19 protein-coding genes are annotated in these 18,881 nt (G+C 63.7%); 13 read left to right on the top strand and 6 right to left on the bottom strand.

Translation table 11 applies throughout. From position 1 onward, the window contains the following. Positions 1-46 precede the first annotated feature (46 nt). The 9 genes from CO670_RS21025 to CO670_RS20985 all read left to right on the top strand — a co-directional run bounded on the left by CO670_RS21025 (position 47) and on the right by CO670_RS20985 (position 6,366). Positions 47-331: a DUF2282 domain-containing protein gene (locus CO670_RS21025; protein ID WP_097592022.1), complete on the top strand. Its 285-nt coding sequence runs from the start codon at positions 47-49 to the stop codon at positions 329-331. Positions 332-392: 61 nt separating this feature from the next. Continuing rightward, a complete protein-coding gene (locus CO670_RS21020) occupies positions 393-1,247 on the top strand; it encodes a DUF692 domain-containing protein (protein ID WP_097592021.1) in 855 nt (284 codons plus the stop codon). Between the two features lie 8 nt (positions 1,248-1,255). Then, a complete protein-coding gene (locus tag CO670_RS21015; RefSeq protein WP_097592020.1) occupies positions 1,256-2,035 on the top strand; it encodes a DNA-binding domain-containing protein in 780 nt (259 codons plus the stop codon). A 7-nt stretch (positions 2,036-2,042) separates the two neighbouring features. Beyond that, entirely contained in the window at positions 2,043-2,510 is a 468-nt protein-coding gene (locus CO670_RS21010; protein ID WP_245425927.1) for a DoxX family protein, read from the top strand. A gap of 89 nt (positions 2,511-2,599) precedes the next feature. Continuing rightward, positions 2,600-2,857, top strand: coding sequence for a hypothetical protein (locus tag CO670_RS21005; protein WP_008536431.1), 258 nt, complete (start codon positions 2,600-2,602; stop codon positions 2,855-2,857). Next, positions 2,857-3,228, top strand: a complete 372-nt coding sequence (locus CO670_RS21000; RefSeq protein WP_097592018.1) for a type II toxin-antitoxin system RelE/ParE family toxin — start codon at positions 2,857-2,859, stop codon at positions 3,226-3,228. The genes CO670_RS21005 and CO670_RS21000 overlap by 1 nt, the downstream gene beginning before the upstream one ends. A gap of 122 nt (positions 3,229-3,350) precedes the next feature. Continuing rightward, the gene (locus CO670_RS20995; protein WP_097592017.1) at positions 3,351-3,737 is read left to right on the top strand and encodes a DUF1236 domain-containing protein; all 387 of its coding nucleotides are present in this window, start codon (positions 3,351-3,353) and stop codon (positions 3,735-3,737) included. A 156-nt stretch (positions 3,738-3,893) separates the two neighbouring features. Next, complete coding sequence (locus CO670_RS33415) at positions 3,894-4,397, top strand: hypothetical protein (RefSeq protein WP_245425922.1); 504 nt, start codon at positions 3,894-3,896, stop codon at positions 4,395-4,397. 133 nt (positions 4,398-4,530) lie between these two features. Further along, positions 4,531-6,366, top strand: coding sequence for a M10 family metallopeptidase C-terminal domain-containing protein (locus CO670_RS20985; RefSeq protein WP_245425920.1), 1,836 nt, complete (start codon positions 4,531-4,533; stop codon positions 6,364-6,366). Between the two features lie 50 nt (positions 6,367-6,416). On the opposite strand, the gene CO670_RS20980 is transcribed toward CO670_RS20985, so the two are convergent. Continuing rightward, on the bottom strand, positions 6,417-7,769 hold the full coding sequence (locus CO670_RS20980; RefSeq protein WP_097592045.1) for a chloride channel protein: 1,353 nt from the start codon (positions 7,767-7,769) through the stop codon (positions 6,417-6,419). 310 nt (positions 7,770-8,079) lie between these two features. Between CO670_RS20980 and CO670_RS20975 the strand changes: the two genes are divergently transcribed. Continuing rightward, positions 8,080-8,538, top strand: coding sequence for a DUF305 domain-containing protein (locus CO670_RS20975; protein ID WP_097592016.1), 459 nt, complete (start codon positions 8,080-8,082; stop codon positions 8,536-8,538). A gap of 85 nt (positions 8,539-8,623) precedes the next feature. On the opposite strand, the gene CO670_RS20970 is transcribed toward CO670_RS20975, so the two are convergent. Beyond that, positions 8,624-11,083 (bottom strand): glycoside hydrolase family 3 C-terminal domain-containing protein, encoded by a 2,460-nt coding sequence (locus CO670_RS20970; protein ID WP_097592015.1) that lies wholly within the window; start codon positions 11,081-11,083, stop codon positions 8,624-8,626. Positions 11,084-11,194: 111 nt separating this feature from the next. On the opposite strand from CO670_RS20970, the gene CO670_RS20965 reads away from it, so the two are divergent. Further along, entirely contained in the window at positions 11,195-11,830 is a 636-nt protein-coding gene (locus tag CO670_RS20965) for a TetR/AcrR family transcriptional regulator (protein WP_097592014.1), read from the top strand. A 6-nt stretch (positions 11,831-11,836) separates the two neighbouring features. On the opposite strand, the gene CO670_RS20960 is transcribed toward CO670_RS20965, so the two are convergent. Continuing rightward, complete coding sequence (locus tag CO670_RS20960; protein ID WP_097592013.1) at positions 11,837-12,673, bottom strand: alpha/beta hydrolase family protein; 837 nt, start codon at positions 12,671-12,673, stop codon at positions 11,837-11,839. Positions 12,674-12,793: 120 nt separating this feature from the next. Between CO670_RS20960 and CO670_RS20955 the strand changes: the two genes are divergently transcribed. Beyond that, the gene (locus CO670_RS20955; protein ID WP_176538993.1) at positions 12,794-13,717 is read left to right on the top strand and encodes a LysR family transcriptional regulator; all 924 of its coding nucleotides are present in this window, start codon (positions 12,794-12,796) and stop codon (positions 13,715-13,717) included. 30 nt (positions 13,718-13,747) lie between these two features. Here the strand turns inward: CO670_RS20955 and CO670_RS20950 are convergent, their stop codons facing one another. After that, on the bottom strand, positions 13,748-14,641 hold the full coding sequence (locus tag CO670_RS20950) for a LysR family transcriptional regulator (RefSeq protein ID WP_097592011.1): 894 nt from the start codon (positions 14,639-14,641) through the stop codon (positions 13,748-13,750). 131 nt (positions 14,642-14,772) lie between these two features. Between CO670_RS20950 and CO670_RS20945 the strand changes: the two genes are divergently transcribed. Beyond that, a complete protein-coding gene (locus CO670_RS20945) occupies positions 14,773-15,552 on the top strand; it encodes an alpha/beta hydrolase (RefSeq protein WP_097592010.1) in 780 nt (259 codons plus the stop codon). An 89-nt stretch (positions 15,553-15,641) separates the two neighbouring features. On the opposite strand, the gene CO670_RS20940 is transcribed toward CO670_RS20945, so the two are convergent. Then, complete coding sequence (locus CO670_RS20940; RefSeq protein ID WP_245425918.1) at positions 15,642-17,669, bottom strand: methyl-accepting chemotaxis protein; 2,028 nt, start codon at positions 17,667-17,669, stop codon at positions 15,642-15,644. Between the two features lie 412 nt (positions 17,670-18,081). Beyond that, positions 18,082-18,804, bottom strand: coding sequence for an antitoxin Xre/MbcA/ParS toxin-binding domain-containing protein (locus CO670_RS20935; protein ID WP_097592009.1), 723 nt, complete (start codon positions 18,802-18,804; stop codon positions 18,082-18,084). Positions 18,805-18,881 lie beyond the last annotated feature (77 nt).

Here is an 18,881-nt window from a genome sequence, read left to right as displayed (position 1 = left end):
CCGCAATGCAAGCCAATCACGGCTTATCATTCAACGGAGATGAACAATGAAGAACAGCATCGTCACCCTTGCACTGGCAGGCTCCATCGCTTCGGCGCTCGCAGCCGTCGCCGCTCCGGCCGCCTCCGCCGCCGACAGCAAGGAGAAATGCTACGGCATCGCATTGAAGGGCCAGAACGATTGCGCCGCCGGTCCGGGCACGACCTGCGCCGGCACCTCCAAGGTCGATTACCAGAAGAACGCCTGGAAGCTCGTTCCCGCCGGCACCTGCATGTCGATGAAGACGCCGGACGGCCATGGCTCGCTGATGCAGGGCAAGGCTCCGGTCTGAGCTCAGCGCTGATAGGACGGCGCATTGTCGCGCCGTCCGCTTCCATCCCAGGAGATGTCCGATGAAACCGTCAGAACTTCCCCGCCGCCCCGGCGTCGGCTTCAAGCCCGAGCATTTTGCCGAAATCATCGACCGCCCGCAGCCGCTCGGCTTCTTCGAAGTCCATGCCGAAAACTATATGGGCGCCGGCGGTCCGCCGCATGCCCAGCTCGGCAAGCTGCGCCAGGATTATGCGCTGTCGATCCACGGCGTCGGCCTCTCCATCGGCTCGATGCAGCCGCTCGACCGCACGCATCTCGCCCGGCTGAAAATCCTCTGCGATCGCTACGAACCCGAGAGCTTTTCCGAACATCTCGCCTGGTCGTCGCACGACACGGTTTTCATGAACGACCTGCTGCCGCTTCCCTATAGCGAAACCACGCTCGCGCGCGTCGCGGAGCATGTCGATGCTGTGCAGGAAACGCTGCGCCGCCAGATGCTGCTCGAAAATCCCGCAACCTATCTGCTGTTCGAAGAAAGCACGCTCGAAGAAACGGATTTTCTGGCGGAGGTCGTCAGGCGCACCGGATGCGGACTGCTGCTCGACGTCAACAACGTCTTCGTCGCCTCCACCAACCACAACATGGATCCCAGCGCCTATCTCGCCCGCTTCCCCTTGCAATGGGTGCACGAAATCCATCTGAGCGGCCACTCCGAAACACGGGACGACCAGGGCGCGCCGCTGCTGATCGACTCCCATGACACGCCGGTGAAGGATCCGGTCTGGGCTCTTTACGAAGAGGTCATCGCAAGCACCGGCCCTGTCGCCACCCTCATCGAATGGGACAACGACGTGCCGGAATGGCCCGTCCTGCGCGCCGAAGCGGAGGCTGCCGAGCGCATACTCGGCGCCGCCGCCAGCCGCCGCGCCGCGTGAGGTCCGCCATGCCGGCCGATATCCAGACACGTTTTGCGCGGGCGCTTACCGACGCCGCTCTGCCCGTCCCGGCCGGCCTTGCCGCCTGGAACGACAACACTCCGGCACGCCGCTTCGGCGTCTATCGCAACAATGTCGCAAGCGGGCTCGTCGGCGCGCTTGCGTCCCGGTTCCCCGCCGCCCGGCGGATCGTCGGAGAGGGTTTCTTCGCGGCGATGGCCGGCGAATACATCCGGCTTTTCCCGCCGCGTTCGCCATTGCTGATGTCCTACGGCGACGGCTTTGCCGATTTCGTCGAGAGCTTCGAACCGGTGCAGGAGCTTGCCTATCTCCCCGACGTGATCCGCCTCGAAGCGGCGCGCGGCCAGGCCTATCATGCGGCCGACGCGGCGCCGCTCGATGCCGGCGAACTTTCGCGGGTCGCACCGGAGCAGCTTGCCCGTCTCGTTCTCCTCCCGCATCCCTCACTCTCCATCCTGCGATCGGCCCACCCCATCGTCACCATCTGGGCGATGAACAGCGACGCAATGGACCTCGCGCCGATCGAGCCCTGGGCAGGCGAGGATGCGCTCATCGTCCGCCCGCACATGCTCGTCGAAATCCATCGCCTGCCGCCGGGCGGCGCTGTGTTCCTGCAAGAGCTGGCCACCGGCGCGACGCTTTCCGACGCCGCGGAGACGGCGGCGGCTGCCGCTGCCGAATTCGATCTTTCCGCCAATCTCGCCGGCCTGCTTCAGTCCGGCGCCTTCACCGCCATTCACAAGGAGACCGATCGCGATGAATACTGAGATGAGCATGGCCGCCCCCGCACCGCGCACGACGGCAGGGCGGCTCTACGCAGCGTTCCGGCTTCTCGACCGCATTCCGCATGATCTGATCGCGCTGATCTCGCGCCTGTCGATCGCCGCCGTCTTCTGGCAATCGGGCCAGACCAAGGTGGACGGCTGGCATGTCACCGACAATGCCGTCTATCTCTTCGAGACGGAATACAGGCTGCCTTTCGTCGATCCCTGGATCGCCGCCCATCTTGCGGCCTTCGCCGAGCACTTCTTTCCCATGCTCCTCGTCATCGGCCTCGCCAGCCGCCTCTCGGCGCTCGCCCTCCTCGGCATGACCGTCGTCATCGAGATCTTCGTCTATCCCGATGCCTGGCCGACCCACGGAACCTGGGCCGTCTGCTTCCTCGTCATCATCGCCGGCGGTCCCGGGCGGTTTTCGCTCGATCATATGATCCTGCGCTGGTTTGGGATAAGAGGAGGCTGAGCGTATACGGCAAGCGAATGTCAAATATTGACATCACAGCCGAAATGCGAACAATTCATCCGGTGATCCGGATCAGGGAGGGCGCGGTTATGACCAGCAGCCTACATGTCAGTTTGCCCGATGAAATGCGCGCCTTCGTCGATATGCGCGCCAACGGAAAAAGCCAATATACGACCCCGAGCGAATATGTTCGCGCCCTTATCCGCGAAGATATGGCACGTGAAGAAGACCGCCGCTACGCCATCCGCTCGCTGCTGCGGGCGGAAGAGGAATTCCGGCGCGGAGAGATGCTGCCCCTTTCCGCACTTGATGCCGTCGATGCCGAACTGGATGAAGAGCTGCGCTAGTGGCTCCTCGCGTTCTCATGCTGCCGACTGCACTCGACAATTATCGTCTGGCGGTCCGCGAAACCGCACGGAGATGGTCTGCCGAACAGGCAAAAGCATATGGCCGTCTGCTTCGAGCAGGATTTGAAGGCATCCCGGAAGCCTATGCCCGTCTGAAGGCGAGGGAAGACGAGCGGGTCGGAAACTCCCCGTTCCGGCTCCACAGGATCGAACACCATTACGCAGTCTACATAGTCGTTGACGATGCCACCTTCGTCATTGCCGCGGTCTTGCACGAGCGCATGGACATTCCCGCACAGCTGCGGTCGATCGAGCGATTGACCGACAGAGAGTATGAAGTGCTGATGGGACATCCTCGAGCGAAGCGGTGATCGTTCCCTATGAGATTTTGCCTCTGCACCGCGAGCGCCGATGCCGTCCGACCTAGGTCCGATGCCTGGAACAAACTTTGTGAAACTGGCTTTTCACTGCACCAACGATAAGGAGCAGTAAAATGAAAGGCATTATCCTCGCAGCCGCAATGACCTGCATCGCGGGCTCGGCCTATGCCGATGGCGCAACGACCGGCATGGTCGGCGGTGCAGCCACCGGCGCCATCCTGGGCGGCCCGGTCGGCGCCGGAGTTGGCGCGGTGGTGGGCGGCGTAGCAGGCGGCGTGATCGACCCTCCGCCGGCCGAAGTCGTGACCTATGTTCAGCAGGCGCCCGCCCCGGCGGAGACGGTCGTCGTCCAGGAGCGCGTGCAGGTCGGCGCTGCCCTGCCTCCCGATGTCATCGTCACTCCGGTTCCCGACAACCCCAAGTATGGCTATGTCGTGATCGGCCAGGAGCGGGTCATCGTAGAGCCGCAGAGCCGCAAGGTCGTGCAGATCATCCAGTAGTGGCATCCGGCCCGGTTTAAGAGTGACAACTCCCCCCGGATGATCGCGGGCGTCGGCTTCGGCCGACGCCCGTTTCGTTTGCGGCTCACGCTCACCGCATGAGCGACGCCGGAGTTTAGTAAGTTTTCACTAATTTACGCTTAAGTTTTGGTTAAAATGCGATTCACCCTCTTCGCAAATCGCGGGCGCCGTTTTCGCGATCTTCCGCGTTACCGCAGCATGCAACAGCTATACCGCCATTGGCAGATCGCTGCCCGAAACGCGATAAGCTATCGCGCCAAGTTCGCCCTGGCGACGGAGATCGCCAAATGCGACGCGTCTTCTCGCGACATCCGGCGAGCGGCCCGCAGGGTCGTTCGCGCGCTGGAAGCGGTGATCGATCTTCCGATCGCCCGCGCCGATGTGCTGAGAAAAGCGCGCCGGCACTTCGACGCGTTGACCGAGCTGCTTTCATCCGCCGGACTGGATGATGATGCCGGAGCCGAGCGCGACAAAGATATCCCGCCAGCCATTCGCAAGGCGCTTTTCGACGCTTGGATGGAGGCGAATGCAGGTCAGCGTAACGGCGCTCTAACTGAAGCAGGTACCTCGGGTTGCCTAGCCAAATTACGAATTGGCGGGCAGGATCGCGCATCCTTCTTCAATCTTTTCCGCAGTTGAATTGACAGAAAAATCCAGCCCTGAAAGCAAGGAGATCAACAGGGAGCAGCGCGAATCCTGAACGGTTCGGCTCGCATGGCCGGGCGTTTGGTGCCGTCAGCCGCACTCGTTATCATCAATCAAGCGAGGCCCCATGGCGGATGCAACCAAGCCCGTTACCCTTTCCAGCAACGCTGTCCTGAACGGCTTGATCGATGGGGGCGCCTGGGCCGGGCCGACCGTCACTTACAGCTTTGCCGCCGGCGACATGAACGGCAATGGCATTGCCGATTTCGATGAAGGCGATTGGAAAGACTTCTATCGCGAGATCGTCAGCAACATCGAATCCTTTACGCAGCTGACCTTCAAGGAAGTCGCCGCAGCCGGCAACATCAACTTCAAGCTCGTGGAGGGCGGCGGCGGCGAATCCGGCGTTCCCGGACCGGGCGCGACGACGGTCGATTCCATTGTCGGCATCAACAGCGATGTCGCCGGTTCCGCCGAAGCCGTCCGGCTCGGAACCTTTTCCCTGACCTGGTTCCACGAGACGGGACATGCGCTCGGGCTGAAGCACCCGCATGACGTTTCGCTCGGGCCGCAGCTTCCCGGCGTCGAGGGCCCGGCGGACCAGGGCACCGGCTTTTTGAACTCGCAGCTCAACACGGTGATGGGATACACCTTTCCCTTCCTCGCGGAGGATAATCCATTCACGGCAGCTGTGGATTTCGGCACGGCGGTGAACGCCCAACCCGGCTCGTACGGCGCGATCGACATCGCGGCGCTGCAATATCTTTATGGAACGCACGCCTATAATGCCGGAGCCAACTCCTACACGTTCAGCGACGATGTGGACTTCAATCACGGTTACACGACGATCTGGGATACAGGCGGCGTCGATACCATCGAATATGTCGGCGAAAGCAGGGTAAAGATCGATCTGCGCGCGGCGAGCCTCAAGGCCGAGGTCGGCGGCGGCGGCTGGATCTCGACATCCGAAACGCTGACGGGCGGATATACCATTGCCCATGGCGTCGTGATCGAGAACGCCACCGGCGGCAGCGCCGCCGATATCCTGATCGGCAACGGCGTGGCCAACGTCCTGTCCGGGCGCGACGGCGACGATGTCCTGACCGGCGGCGGCGGGGCCGACAGGCTTGATGGCGGCGCCGGAAAGGATGCTGCCTCCTATGCCAACGCCACGACCGGCGTGACGGCGAACCTTGCCAATGCAGCCGTCAACACCGGCGAAGCCAAGGGCGACGTCTATGTCTCGATCGAGATGCTGACGGGTTCGAATTATGGCGATCAGCTCTATGGCAATGCCGGGGACAACGTGCTTTCGGGACGCGGCGGCAATGATACGCTGAACGGCGGCGAAGGGGCTGACAGGCTCGATGGCGGCGACGGAAAAGATACCGTCTCCTATGCCAGCGCCGCGGCCGGCGTGACGGCAAACCTTGCCAACGCGGCCGCCAACACCGGCGAGGCCAAGGGCGACGTCTATATCTCGATCGAGCGGCTGACCGGCTCGAGCCACGCCGACAAACTCTATGGCAACACCGGCGCCAATGTGCTCACCGGCGGAGCCGGCGACGATCTTCTCAACGGCGGCAGCGGCAGCGACGCGCTCTATGGCGGTCTCGGCTCCGACGATCTGACGGGCGGCGTGGGTGCCGATACCTTCGTCTTCAAGGCACTGGCCGACAGCACGGTTGCCGTCGCGGGCCGCGATTCGATCCTGGACTTTTCGAGCGCCGGCGGCGACCGCATCGACCTCTCGGCCATCGATGCCAATTCGCTGACATCGGGCGATCAGGCTTTCCTTTATCTCGGCACGGCAGCTTTCACCGGCGCGGCCGGTGAACTGCGCTATCTCAAAGAGGCCTCCGGCACCTATGTCTATGGCGACACGAACGGCGACCGGCAGGCCGATTTCGCCATTCATCTGGAGAACGGAATCTCCCTCTCGAAAGGCGACTTCCTGCTCTGAGCGCCCACCGGCGCTGAACCCAACCACGGCCGGCGCGGGAAGCCGATGCGCTACTGCGCCGCCGCTTCCTCCTTCTCCAGGGCGCGCCGCGCCCTGATCGCCGCGGCGATGAAGACGCGCGAGAGGCCGTGATAGAGCGGCTCGCGCGAGAGGATGCGCGACGTGACGTAGCCAATCATCGAGACGGCCATGATCGGGATGACGGCCTGATGGTCGCCGGTCATTTCGAGGATGATCACGAAGGCGGTCATCGGCGCCTGCACGACGCCGGAAAAGTAACCGGCCATGCCGAGGATCGCGGCAAGGGCGATGCTGGTGCCGAAGAGCGAGCCCATGGTGCTGCCGAAGCCGGCGCCGACCGCGAGCGACGGCGCGAAGATGCCGCCCGGAATGCCCGAGATCATCGACAGGAAGCTCGCGGCGAGCTTTTCGGCGAAGAAGAGCATGGGCAGCGCATGGCCCTCGACGGCGCCCCTCGCCTGCTCATATCCGGTGCCGAAGGTGCTGCCGCCGGAGGCGACACCGATCAGCGCGACGGCAAGGCCGCAAAGGCCGGCGAGAGCCAGCATGCGCGGCAGCGGCTGCGGCTGCGCCCACCGGCGGATCCGCTGGCCGAAATGGAGTGCGAAACCGCTGAAGCCCGCGCCGAGCGCGCCGCCGCCGATGCCGCAGGCAAGAACGAGGCCCCAGTCGCGAAGCTCGTTCGGCGCCGCGGAGGCTTCGCCGAAATAATTGTAGCTGCCGGCAAGCCCGAGGGCGGCGAGCCCGGACAGGATGACGGCGGTCAGCACCAGCCCGTTTGCCCGCGATTCATAGGTGCGGCTCATCTCCTCGATGGCGAAGACGATGCCGGCAAGCGGCGTGTTGAAGGCGGCCGCGATACCGGCCGCCGAGCCGGCGAGGATCAGCCCCCGCGCCTGCGCCATGCCGCCAAAGCGAGCGACCGCGAGCATGATCGACGCGCCGACCTGCACCGTCGGCCCCTCGCGGCCGATAGAAGCGCCGCAGAACAGCCCGAGCACGGTGAGCACGATCTTGCCGAAGGCGATCCTCAGCGACAGCAGCCGCGTCCGGTCCTCCTCATCGCGCAGATGCCGCGCCGCGATCGCCTGCGGGATGCCGCTCCCCTGGGAATTGGGAAAAAACCTCGCGGCGAGATAGGCCGACAGCATGAAGCCGGGCGGCGCCAGGATAAGCGGCAGCAGAAAGGCCCATTCGCCGGACGACGTCACGCCCGCGAAAGCCTTCTGCGCGAGATCGGCGAGCCTCGCAAAACCGACGCTGATGACGCCGATGGCAAGCGCCCCGCACCAGAAGACCAGCCGCGGCCGCCAGAGCGAAAGGGATCCCCAGAATACGCGGGAACGGCGAAGCAGCTTGGAATTGCGATAGGAAACGGGCATGGCGGACTCGGAGAGCATGGAAGCGGCGCGTCACCCTTCTAACGCCATTGCACCCGCGAGATCACCCCCTTGCATCGGTATTCGGGAAAATGGCCGTCATGGCGGCGAAGACGGCATGACGAAAGCCATGTCATGATTCCGCAAAAACAAGCGCAAGCAGAGACGCATCGAAGCCGGCCCGCTCGGAACAAATCCTTCGGCGCAAGGTTAGGCGACGTACGTCCAAGTTGTCGCCTTCGGATACCCGCCTGTGTGCGAAGGCGGGTAAGGAAGCCATTCGCGCACGTGTCACAATTCCGGCCGAGAAGAGATGAGCAGAGATCCCTACGTCATGTTCGCCGTCAACATGATCCTGAGCTTCATCGTCATGTACTTCGTGATGTTCTCGATGGTCGATGGCTGGAGCGATTTCCGGAACAATCTGAACATGTTCTATATGGCGCTGACCATGGTGGCTCCAATGGGCGTCATTATGCTCCTGACCATGGGCGGCATGTACCCGAACAGGAAATTGAACGCCGCCATCTATCTCGTTCTCATCATCGTCTTCGTTGGCGCCCTCGCCGGTACGCGCACGCAAGCCCTGATCGGCGACCGTCAGTTCATCGCCTCGATGGTTCCGCACCATTCAGGTGCGATTCTCATGTGCAGGAACGCTTCTCTCCGGGACCCGGAACTCATCTCGCTCTGTGCGGCGATTTCGCGCGGCCAACGCGCGGAGATCGAGCAGATGGACGCAATCAAAGCCCGGCTTGGCGGTGGTGACTAGCTTAGATGTTTAGTCCGCGCCGTTTCAAAGCGTCCCATCGTTCGCATGTTGAGATGCGGAGCTTCATCTCGCTTCAGTCTGGCGCCTAATACGAAGTCGGCAGCACATAGTCCTTCGATGGCAGATCGACCACGGATCTGACATCCGCCGCATTCGCCGCCACCACCAGCTGATAGTCGCCTGCCTCGGCGCGGAAGGCGCCGCTTTCCACGTCGAAATAAGCGAGATCGCGCGGCAGGATCTTCATGACGGCCGTGCCTGTTTCGCCGGGCTGCAGGGAGAGTTTGGCGAAGGCGCGCAGTTCCTTGTCCGGGCGCTCCACCTTGGCCTTCGGCGAGCGCACATAGAGCTGAACCAGCTCCGAACCGGCGCGCTCGCCCGTGTTGGTCACCTCGACGCTGACGGTCACGCCGTCGGGACCCATTTCGCTTGCCGAAAGCTGCGGCTCGCTCCAGCGGAAGCTGGTGTAGCCGAGGCCGAAGCCGAAGGGGAAGAGCGGTTCGACGGCGCGTGTGTCGTGATGGCGGTAGCCGACGAAGACGCCTTCGGCGTAACGCACATGCCCGTCCTTGCCGGGATAGACGGCCGGATCGCCCGTGATGGCGGAATTGTCGGTCAGCGCCTTGGGAAAGGTCTGCGGCAGGCGCCCGCCCGGTTCGGCATCGCCGAACAGGACGTCGGCGACGGCGTTGCCGAGTTCCTGGCCGGGATACCACATCTGAAGCACCGCGCGGACCTTGCCGAGCCAGGGCATTTCGATGGGGCCGCCGGTCTGCAGCACGACGACGGTGTTGGCATTGGCGGCGGTGACCCGCTCGATCAGTTCCTCCTGGTCGCCCGGAAGCCGCATGTCCGGCAGATCCAATCCTTCGGTATCCCATTCGCCGTCGCGGCCGACGAAGAGCAGCGCCACATCGGCATTGCGGGCGGTCTCGACGGCGTCCGCGATATCGGCCTCGCCGAGCGGCTTTTCGACACCGAAGCGCACCGCGATGAGATTGATGCCCTCCTCGGTCGCCATGGACGGCTCATATTCGACGCTGACCTGATAGATCCGGCCCGCTTCGAGCGCCACGCTGCCGCGCTGCTCGTCATTGGCGGTGCCGAAATAATTCTCGCCGCGCGTCCAGCCTTCATACCCATCGACCGTCAGTGCGCCATCGACGAAGAGCCGCGCCAGCCCGGCATTGGTCATGCCGAAGACATGCTCGCCATCTTCCTCCGGTGCGAACTGCATCGTCATCCGGGCGGAGAAATCGGCCGGATCGAGTTCGCCGGAGGGTAGCTCGAACCAGAAGAACTCGCCCTTGTCGACTGTCTCGACATGAAGCGGCTCGCCCTCGCAGCCGCGTCCCTTGAAATATTCGACGGTGATCTTGCCCTTGAACACATCGATCAGCCGGTTGTGGCGGCAGCCGACCGCGTGGCTGATGCTGTTGGCGTTGGAAAGCGCGGCGCGAATGCCTTCGAGCGGGCTCACCGCATAATGCGCCGCGATCTGCGCGCTGCCGCCGCCCATGACGCGGGCGCTCGCCGCATTCGGTCCGATGACGGCGATGCGGTCGAGCGAGGTCTTGGCGAGCGGCAGGATGCCATCATTCTTCAGAAGCACCGCGCCTTCCGCCCCGAGACGCCGGATCAGCGCCCGGTCCTCAGGCAGATCGACCGCCCGCTCGGTGAGATCGGGCTTGTTCTCGAAGGCGCCGACGCGCTCCAGCAAAACCAATATGCGCCGCGCCGCCGCGCGCACCGTTGCGGCTTCGACCTTGCCCTCGCGCACGGCCGCCACCAGCTTCTCGCCGCGATCGCGCGCCGGACCCGGCATTTCGAGGTCGAGGCCGGCATTGATCGTCTCGGCCGTCGAATGCGAGCCGAACCAGTCGGACATGACGATGCCTTGGAAGTCCCATTCCTCGCGCAGCACCTTGGTCAGCAGCCAGGGATGCTCGCTGGTATAGGTGCCGTTCAGGCGGTTATAGGAGGACATGACGGCCATGACGCCGGCGCGGCGGACCGCCTGCTCGAAGGGCGGCAGGTAGATTTCGCGCAGCGTCCGCTCGTCGATATCGGACGACATGGTCTGGCGCTCGATCTCGGATTCATTGCCGGCGAAATGCTTGATCGTCGCGGCGACCCCTTCGCCCTGCACGCCTTCGATATAGGCAACGGCGAGTTCGGCCGTCAGCATCGGATCTTCGGAGTAGCATTCGAAATTCCGTCCGTTGAGGCCGGAGCGATGGATATTGACGGTCGGCGCGAGCAGCACGGCCGCCCCCTTGCTCTTCGCCTGGCGGGCGAGCGCCGCACCCATCTCACCGACAAGACCGGGATGCCAGCTGGCGCCGAGCGCGATGGCGACGGGAAAGCAGGTGGCCTTGACGCCGGCGACCAGCGAGCCGGCGCCGCGGGCGCCGTTCGGCCCGTCCGTCACCTTGATCTTCGGAACGCCGAGACGCTCGACCGGAACGGTCGTCCAGAAATCGGCGCCCGAGAGCAGCGAGACCTGCTCCTCGAGGGTCATCTTGTCGAGAATGGAATCGATCATGCAAGCCTCCCGGGGTCAATCCTTAAACCTACCGATTACTCGGTATTTTTAAGATGTCAATCGGGCAAAGCTGATGTATGGATTGGAGAGCATGAAAAGGCACCGGGGACGATGGCGGAATTGTCGGAACAGAATGTCGGAGAGGAGAAGCGGCGGCGGCGATCCCGCAAGGGGGAGACGCGCCGCGCGGAGATCCTGGCGGCGGCGATGCGGCGTTTTGCCGAGGATGGCTACCAGAATGCCGCGATCGGCGACATCGCCCGCGATGTCGGCCTGTCGCTGCCCGGCCTGCTGCACCATTTCCCGACCAAGGTCGATCTGCTGCTGGCGATCCTCGCCAAGCGCGATCTCGATAGCGCCGGTTTCATCGGCCATTATCGCGCCGATCTCCGCGGCCTGCTCAAGGGCATGGTCGAAATCTTCCGCCGCAATGCCGGCATGGTCGAGGTCATCCGGGCCTTCGCCATCCTGAATGCCGAGAGCCTGATGAAGGACCATCCCGCCAAGGCCTGGTTTTTCGATCGCGCCACCGAGATGCAGCAGCATATCGCCGCGACCTTCGAGCGGGCCGCCGCCGACGGCTCGATCGATGCCGGCATAGACGGTAAAGCCATGGCCGCCGAACTGATCGCCGTCATGGACGGCCTGCAGATGCTCTGGCTGCGCGATCCCGACCGTTTCGACATGGTGGGCGGGCTGGAAGCCTATATTATCAGGCTGCTGGCGAGCCTCGGCTTGAAGGACTGATCCGGATTATCCGTCGAAGCGCCTCAGCCAGATCATGATGCGGCTGACCGCTTCGTGATACCGTTGCCCGACCAGCAGGCCCGTATGCGTCGTGCCGGCAAGACCCAGATATTCGCCGCCGATGTGCCGCGCCGCCGCCCGGCCGCGCCGGTCATCATCCTCATCGTCGACGGCCGAGATGACCAGGCTGGGACAGGTGATCCCTCGGCCGTCGACGGAAATTCCCTCCGCTCCGAAATGAAAGGAGAAGGCGGCGAAAGCCTTGCCTGACTCCATGGACAGGTATTTCCGCTGGAACGCGATATCCTCGGAGGTCTCGTCGGCGCTGAACTGCTCGCCGCCCGCCGGCGCGGGCACGGCGAGACCGGGCTCCCGTGGCGCAAGGCCCTGATAGGGCACCGCTTCATGCACCTGCCTGCAGATGCTGGAATCGATCAGCACCAGCCCGGCGATCTCCACGCTTTCCGCCAGTTTCTGGCTGAGGATCCCGCCCATGCTGAAGCCGATCACGACAGGCGGGCTTCCGCTGTCATCGACGATTTCGGCGATCGCCACCCTGATGTCTTCGAGATAATCCTCGAATTCGACCTGCGTGAAATCGACCGATCTGCTTTTGTAGTGGCCGCGCAGATTGATGCAGTAAGAGTTCCATCCTGCGGCCATGAAATGCGGAATGTATTTGCTCCACATCCAGCTTCCGGTGAAGGCGCCATGGATGAACAGCAGAGACGGCCGCCCGAGCTGCTGCGAGCCATGGTTCCCATGAAATATCTCAAGGAACAGGTCGTTCTCTCCGATGAATTTTTCCCTGTGCTCGGGCAATTCCTTTGCATAGTCCCGCATGGCATTCGCTCCTTCAAGTTGGGCCGGGCCTCGAGACAAAGGATATTTGTTACGCAATCTTGATCAATCGTCGCACAGGGACTTACATAAAGGACAAAATATCCTCAATCGGATGTGGCCGTGGATAGTCTCGCAAGCGTCGTCGCCTTCGTTCATGCCGCCGAACAGCAGAGCTATGTCGCCGCCGCCCGCCTTGCCGGCGTTTCGCCTTCGGCGATCGGCAAAGCGGTAGCGCGCCTGGAAAGCCGCCTCGGCGTGCGGCTCTTCAATCGGACGACGCGCAGCATCAGCCTGACCGAGGAAGGAACAGTCCTCTACGAGCACTACAAACGCGTCCTCGACGACATGCAGGACGCGGAGGCGGCCGTGTCAAAGGGCCGGGACCGGCCGAGGGGGCGCCTGCGCGTCAGCGTTCCGCATATCGTCGGCCACCATCTTCTGATGCCGATCCTGCCGAGCTTCGCCGCGCGCTTCCCCGAGATCGAACTCGACATCGATTTCGAAGACAGGGTCATCGATCTCGTTACGGAAGGGCTCGATGTCGTCGTGCGCAGCGGCGAGCTGGCCGATGCGCGGCTGATCGCCCGTCCTCTCGGCGAGCAGCATTTCGTCGTCTGCGCAAGTCCCGCCTATCTCGAGCGCCATGGTCGGCCGGAGACGCCTGATGATCTCACCCGGCACGCCTGCATTCACTTCAAATATCCATCCAGCGGCCGCATCGCGCCCTGGGCGTTCCGCCCGCCGCACGAGCGGCTGCTTCTGCCGAAAAGCCTGACATTCAACAACACCGATGCCGGGCTGCGGGCGGCGAGAGACGGGCTCGGCCTCGCGCATCTGCCCGTCTACGTCGCCGAGCCGCATATCCGGCCCGGCACGCTGACCCCCGTCCTCACCGCCTTCATGGCGCCCTTCGGTTCGCTCTCGCTCGTCTGGCCGTCGAACCGCCAGCTTTCACCCAAAATCCGCGCTTTCGTGGATTTCGTGGTCGAGAATTTTGCCGCCCGGCCTGAGGCTTTTCGATCGGCGGCCAGCTGGTCGCAGTGATCCGAAATGGCTCGAAGCCATCTCTCTGCATCAGCGCTGCTCGCCGGCGAACTTCTGCACGGCAAAGTCCAGAAAGCTCCGCAGCTTCGGCGTCATTCGCCGGTCCGGAGCATAGAGCGCATGCAGGGGGCGCGCGGGCGGCTCGTATTCCGGCAGGAGCCTCACCAGCCGGCCGGCACTGATTTCTTCGGCCACGAGTTCGTGCGGCTGAAGGAGTACGCCCATGCCCGCCACGGCGGCGGCGCGAAGCGCTTCGCCGCTGTCGGTCGAAAACCGTCCGGCCACCGGCACTGTCACACGGCCCTGCGGCCCCTCGAAGGACCATTGCGTGCGCAGCGACGTATGCGAGAAAATCAGGCACTCGTGCCGCTGCAGATCTTCCGGCTGGACGAGTTTTTCCGCCGATCGGAGATAGGCCGGCGCGGCGCAGACGACTAGGCGCAGCGGCGCCAGACGTCTCGCCAGCAATCCGCTGTCCGGAAGATCGCCGGTGCGGAAAACGACATCGAAACCCTCCTCCACCAGATCGACCGTCCGGTTGGTGAGGCTGAGATCCAGGGATATCTCGGGGTGGCGCTTGAGGTAGTCCGGCAGTTCGGGCGCAAGGGCGTGGCTGCCGAAGGTGATCGGCGCGCTGATGCGAAGCCGTCCGCGCGGGGTCGCGCGCGTTTCGGCGATCAGCGCTTCAGCCGCCGCCATTTCCGCCAGGATGTTCTTGGCATGATCGTAGAAAATGCGACCGCCGTCGGTGAGGCTTTGCTTGCGGGTGGTCCGGGTCAGCAGCTTGATTCCCAGCCCCTGCTCCAGCGCCCTCAGCTGCTTGCCGGCCAATTGCGACGACAGATCGAGCTCTTCGGCAGCGGCTGAAATCGAGCCCATTTCGACGGCTTTCACGAAAACCAGCATGCAGGCGAGCTTGTCCATTTGAAACTCTGAGTTTGCTATCATGAACCCGTCGGCGAATTTATTCTCCTTGGTTTCATAAGTACAGTCCCGCCATCACACTCGCCACCTTCCGCCGCAGCGCGGCGGTTGCCAAACACCAAGGAGTATTGATGTCGTCTTTCGCAAAAAAAGCAGTCCTGGCGGCCGCTCTGGGCAGCAGCGCGTTCGCTTCCAACGCCGCACCCGTGGGCTCTTCCGATCAGCAGAAACCGACCGTCGTGCTCGTACACGGCGCGTTTGCGGACGGGTCGGCCTGGAGCAAAGTCATCCCGCTGCTCCAGGCGCAGGGGCTGCAGGTCGTCTCGGTGCAGAACCCGCTGACGTCGCTCGCCGACGACGTGACGGCCACGCGGCGCGCGCTCGACAGGCAAACCGGCCCGGTCGTTCTGGTCGGCCACTCCTGGGGCGGCGTCGTCATCACCGAAGCCGGCCTGCATGAGCGTGTCAAATCGCTGGTCTATGTCGCCGCCTTCGCCCCCTCCGAAGGCCAGTCGGTTGCCGACCTGTCGAAGGATTATCCGCCTCCGTCGGGCTTCGCGCATATCGTCGCGGACAAGGAGGGCTTCCTGATGCTCAGCCTCGAAGGCGTCTCACAGCATCTGGCTCAGGATCTGCCGGCTGCAGAAACGCAGCTGATGACGGTCACGCAAGGTCCCGTGCGCGGCAAGAATTTCGAGGAGAAAGTGAGCGACGCGGCCTGGAAGACGAAGCCGTCCTGGTACATCGTCAGCGAAGAGGACCGCATGATCCAGCCGGAGCTGCAGAAGGCGATGGCGCAGAAAATCTCGGCCCATGTCGTCACCCTGGCGGCGGGCCACACGCCGCAACTGTCGCAGCCGGCCGAAGTAGCCAAAGTGATTCTGGCGGCGACGGCGGACATATCCAAGTAAAAGGCATCCGGTGCGCTTGGCATTGGCGCACCGCTGTCGAGCGCAGGCAGGAATGCTGCCTGCGCTCATTGGCGATCCCGAGCGTTTGCTCAGAACTCTTCCCATGAGGCAGCAGCCGTCGCAGCCTTTCCGCCGAAGGCGCCGGCGATTTTGCGGCCGAGGGCGCGGGCGGGCGAGGTCACCGGCCGGCTTTCAGGAGTTACGGCACGCGGCGCCATCTGCGCGGCATCCAGCTTGAAGCGGGCGATCAGCCGGGCAAGGTTTGCCGCCTCCTCCGCCAGGCGATTGGTCGCCGCCGTCGATTCCTCGACCATGGCCGCATTCTGCTGTGTCACCTGATCCATCTGGTTGACCGCGGTCGAGACTTCCGAGAGGCCGGTCGACTGCTCGCGGGCCGCCGTTGCGATCGAGCGGACATGCCCATCGATCTTGACGACGTGGTCCTGGATGCTGCCCAGCGCTTCGCCCGTCGCCGTCACCAGCTTCACGCCGGCATGGACCTCGTCGCTGGAGCGGTTGATCAGCAGCTTGATGTCCTTGGCGGCATTGGCCGAACGCTGCGCGAGTTCCCTGACCTCCTGGGCAACGACCGCAAAACCCTTGCCGGCTTCACCGGCGCGCGCCGCCTCGACGCCGGCATTCAGCGCCAGAAGATTGGTCTGGAAGGCGATCTCGTCGATGACGTTGATGATCTGGACGATTTCGCCCGAGGCCTGCTCGATCCGTCCCATCGCCGAGACGGCCTGGCTGACGACGGCGCTCGACTGGCCGGTGCTTTTCTTCGCTTCGTCGACCATGTGGCTCGCTTCCAGCGCGCGCTCGGTCGAGTTCTTCACCGCGACGGTGATTTGCTCGAGCGCCGAGGAGGTTTCCTCCAGCGACGCCGCCTGCTGCTCGGTGCGGTTCGACAGGTCGCCAGAGGCGATGCGCATCTCGCCGGCGCCGCCATTGATGATGTCGACGGCCGCGCGCACTTCGCCGAGGACGGCACGCAGGTTGGTCATGGTCGCGTTGACATTGGTCTGCAGTTCCGCGAAGCAGCCCTGGAACTCGCCGCGCATACTCTCGGTCAGGTCGCCGTTCGCCAGAGCGGAAACCACCCGGCGGGTTTCCGTAACGCCGCGATCGACCGAGGCGACGAGTTGGTTGAGACCGATGACGATGCGGTTGAGATCGGGATAGCCGAACTCCTCGGGCGCGCGCTGCGTGAAGTCGCCGGCCGCAGCCGCGGTGATGACCGCATCGACGCTCTTCTGCATTTCGACGACCTTGGCCCGCTTGTCGGCGCCGGCCGCGTCCAGCTCGCGCACCTTGACGCCGTTCTGCTTGAACACCTCGACGGCCCGGGCCATCTGGCCGATTTCGTCATGCCGGCCGGCGAAGGGAATGGCGACGTCGAGCCTGCCCTCGGCAAGATCGTTCATGCTTGCGGTGATCCGGCCGATCGGCTTTGCGACCACCCGCGAACCGAATATGGCGGCGGCGATCAGCGTGACGATGGTCAGGAGGCCGATGCCGAGATTGAGGCTGAGGACCAGAAGAGCGGCGGCATCCGCCTCTTCCTCTGCCGTGGCCGCCATGGCCTTGGCCGAGTCCACCCCTTCATCGATCAGCTTGGATGCGTCGGCTGAAATTGCCAGCAGGCTCGTCTGAGCCTCGCTCTCCTTTGCATCGAAGGACGTATCGGCGGCCTTGAGGGCGAGCCTTTCCCTGGCGATTTCGACCATATTGCCGGTCGCGGCGAAAAGCCTGTCGCCCAGGGCCTTAAGCTTGACGATCCGGTCCTTGTCGACCTCCATTCGCAGCCCGGCATTGGCATCGTCGAGATATTTGACAACCGAGTGATGGCGCGCGGCGATGTAATCGGTCGCCTTGGCGACCTCATCTGCGGATTTGGCGAGACGCAGATCGCGCACGCCGACCTGCATGCCGCGCCAGGAAGCCTTGGCGTCGACGAGATCGCGCGAAACGATCAACAGTTCGTCGCGATATTTCGCGCGTTCGTACAGATGATGGCCGCCCTGCCAGACGGTCAGGAGCATGACCGTCACCAGGAAGATGCCGATGGCGGAAAGCGTGGCCAGTTTTGTGCTGATGCGCGAAAAGATGCTTGGCATGTTTCAGTTCCTGCTGAGCGCAGCAGGAGTCCTCATATCTCCCGCCGGCCATCGAATGGGCGATCGACTTCATTCGACCGCCGTCTCTGCCTCCGGCTTTTCCTCACCCTCCTCGAAGGGGAAGCACTTTTGCCATGGCCTGGGCCCACTAACAGTCGATAAAGGTCTAATAAAAAGTTCCGCTTTCGCCGCGCCCGGAACTTGGATGCGCGATCGGGATAGTGAGCGCCGAAAGTGGATACGGGGCCGCCTCAGGCGGCATCAACCGCCGAAAGACTTCTCGCAGATGTAGATCATTTCCCAGATATTACAGTCACATCCAGACATCGAGTATCGGACCGAGAGACGATCCTGACATAGTCGGTGACATCGGCCCTGACGGCCAGACGCTGCAGGACTGATTTGTCGAGCTTCATTGCGGGGCGAAATAGCTCTGCGCCGCGTCGATCACCTCGCCGGCGCGATCCTGCTTCAGGAGGTCTATCGGCCGGCGTCCGCCGAGCATCGGGTTCGGCTGGCCGAGCCACAGCCAGGCGACACGCTGATTGGCAACGAGCGCGGCGATCGCGCCGATGCCTTTTGCCGGCCGCCCGTCGATGAACTGCTCGATCGGATAGACGTGCTTCCTCGTTCCTTTCAACAGCGCGATGACCTCGCCGGCGTGCTGCCAGCGATTGAGGGTGGAGCGCGCAATGCCGAAATCGCGCTGGAGCTCGCTCGCGCCGGCAACCGGCCCGGCCCAATCCTCCAGCTTGCGGGCGACCGCAAGCGCGTCCAGCAGGCGCTCGCCCTCTTCCGCTGTCACGATCTTCCCGAGCCCCTCGCCTCTGGAGGGCTCCACGGAACCTGGAATTTCGAGTGCGATCCTGCCGCCGTCAGGCGCATCGCCGAAGGCTTCCACGAGGCCGCGAATGCGGCGGACGAGTTCGCCCTGGCGCTTGCTGAGCGCGCGTCGCGCCCCGGCGGGCAGATCGATGATGGCTGCGGCCGCCGCGCCCGCAATTCTGGCGGACAGGGCGACCGAGCCGGATTCGAATGTGGCCTCGGCTTTCAGCACGTCGGCGACTTTGGCGGCAACGCGATCGGCGACCCCTGCCTGCCGGGTGCGATGCAACTGAGCCTCAGATCCAGCCATGAAACTATCTCCGTTCCTACACGAACAGATATAGTCTCAATTGGCCAATTTGTGCAGTTTGTCCCGCTTCCGAGCGC

The sequence above is a fragment of the Rhizobium sp. J15 genome, assembly GCF_002531825.1.
In the GTDB taxonomy this organism is placed as follows: domain Bacteria; phylum Pseudomonadota; class Alphaproteobacteria; order Rhizobiales; family Rhizobiaceae; genus Rhizobium.
This window is presented reverse-complemented; position numbering and strand designations above follow the sequence as displayed.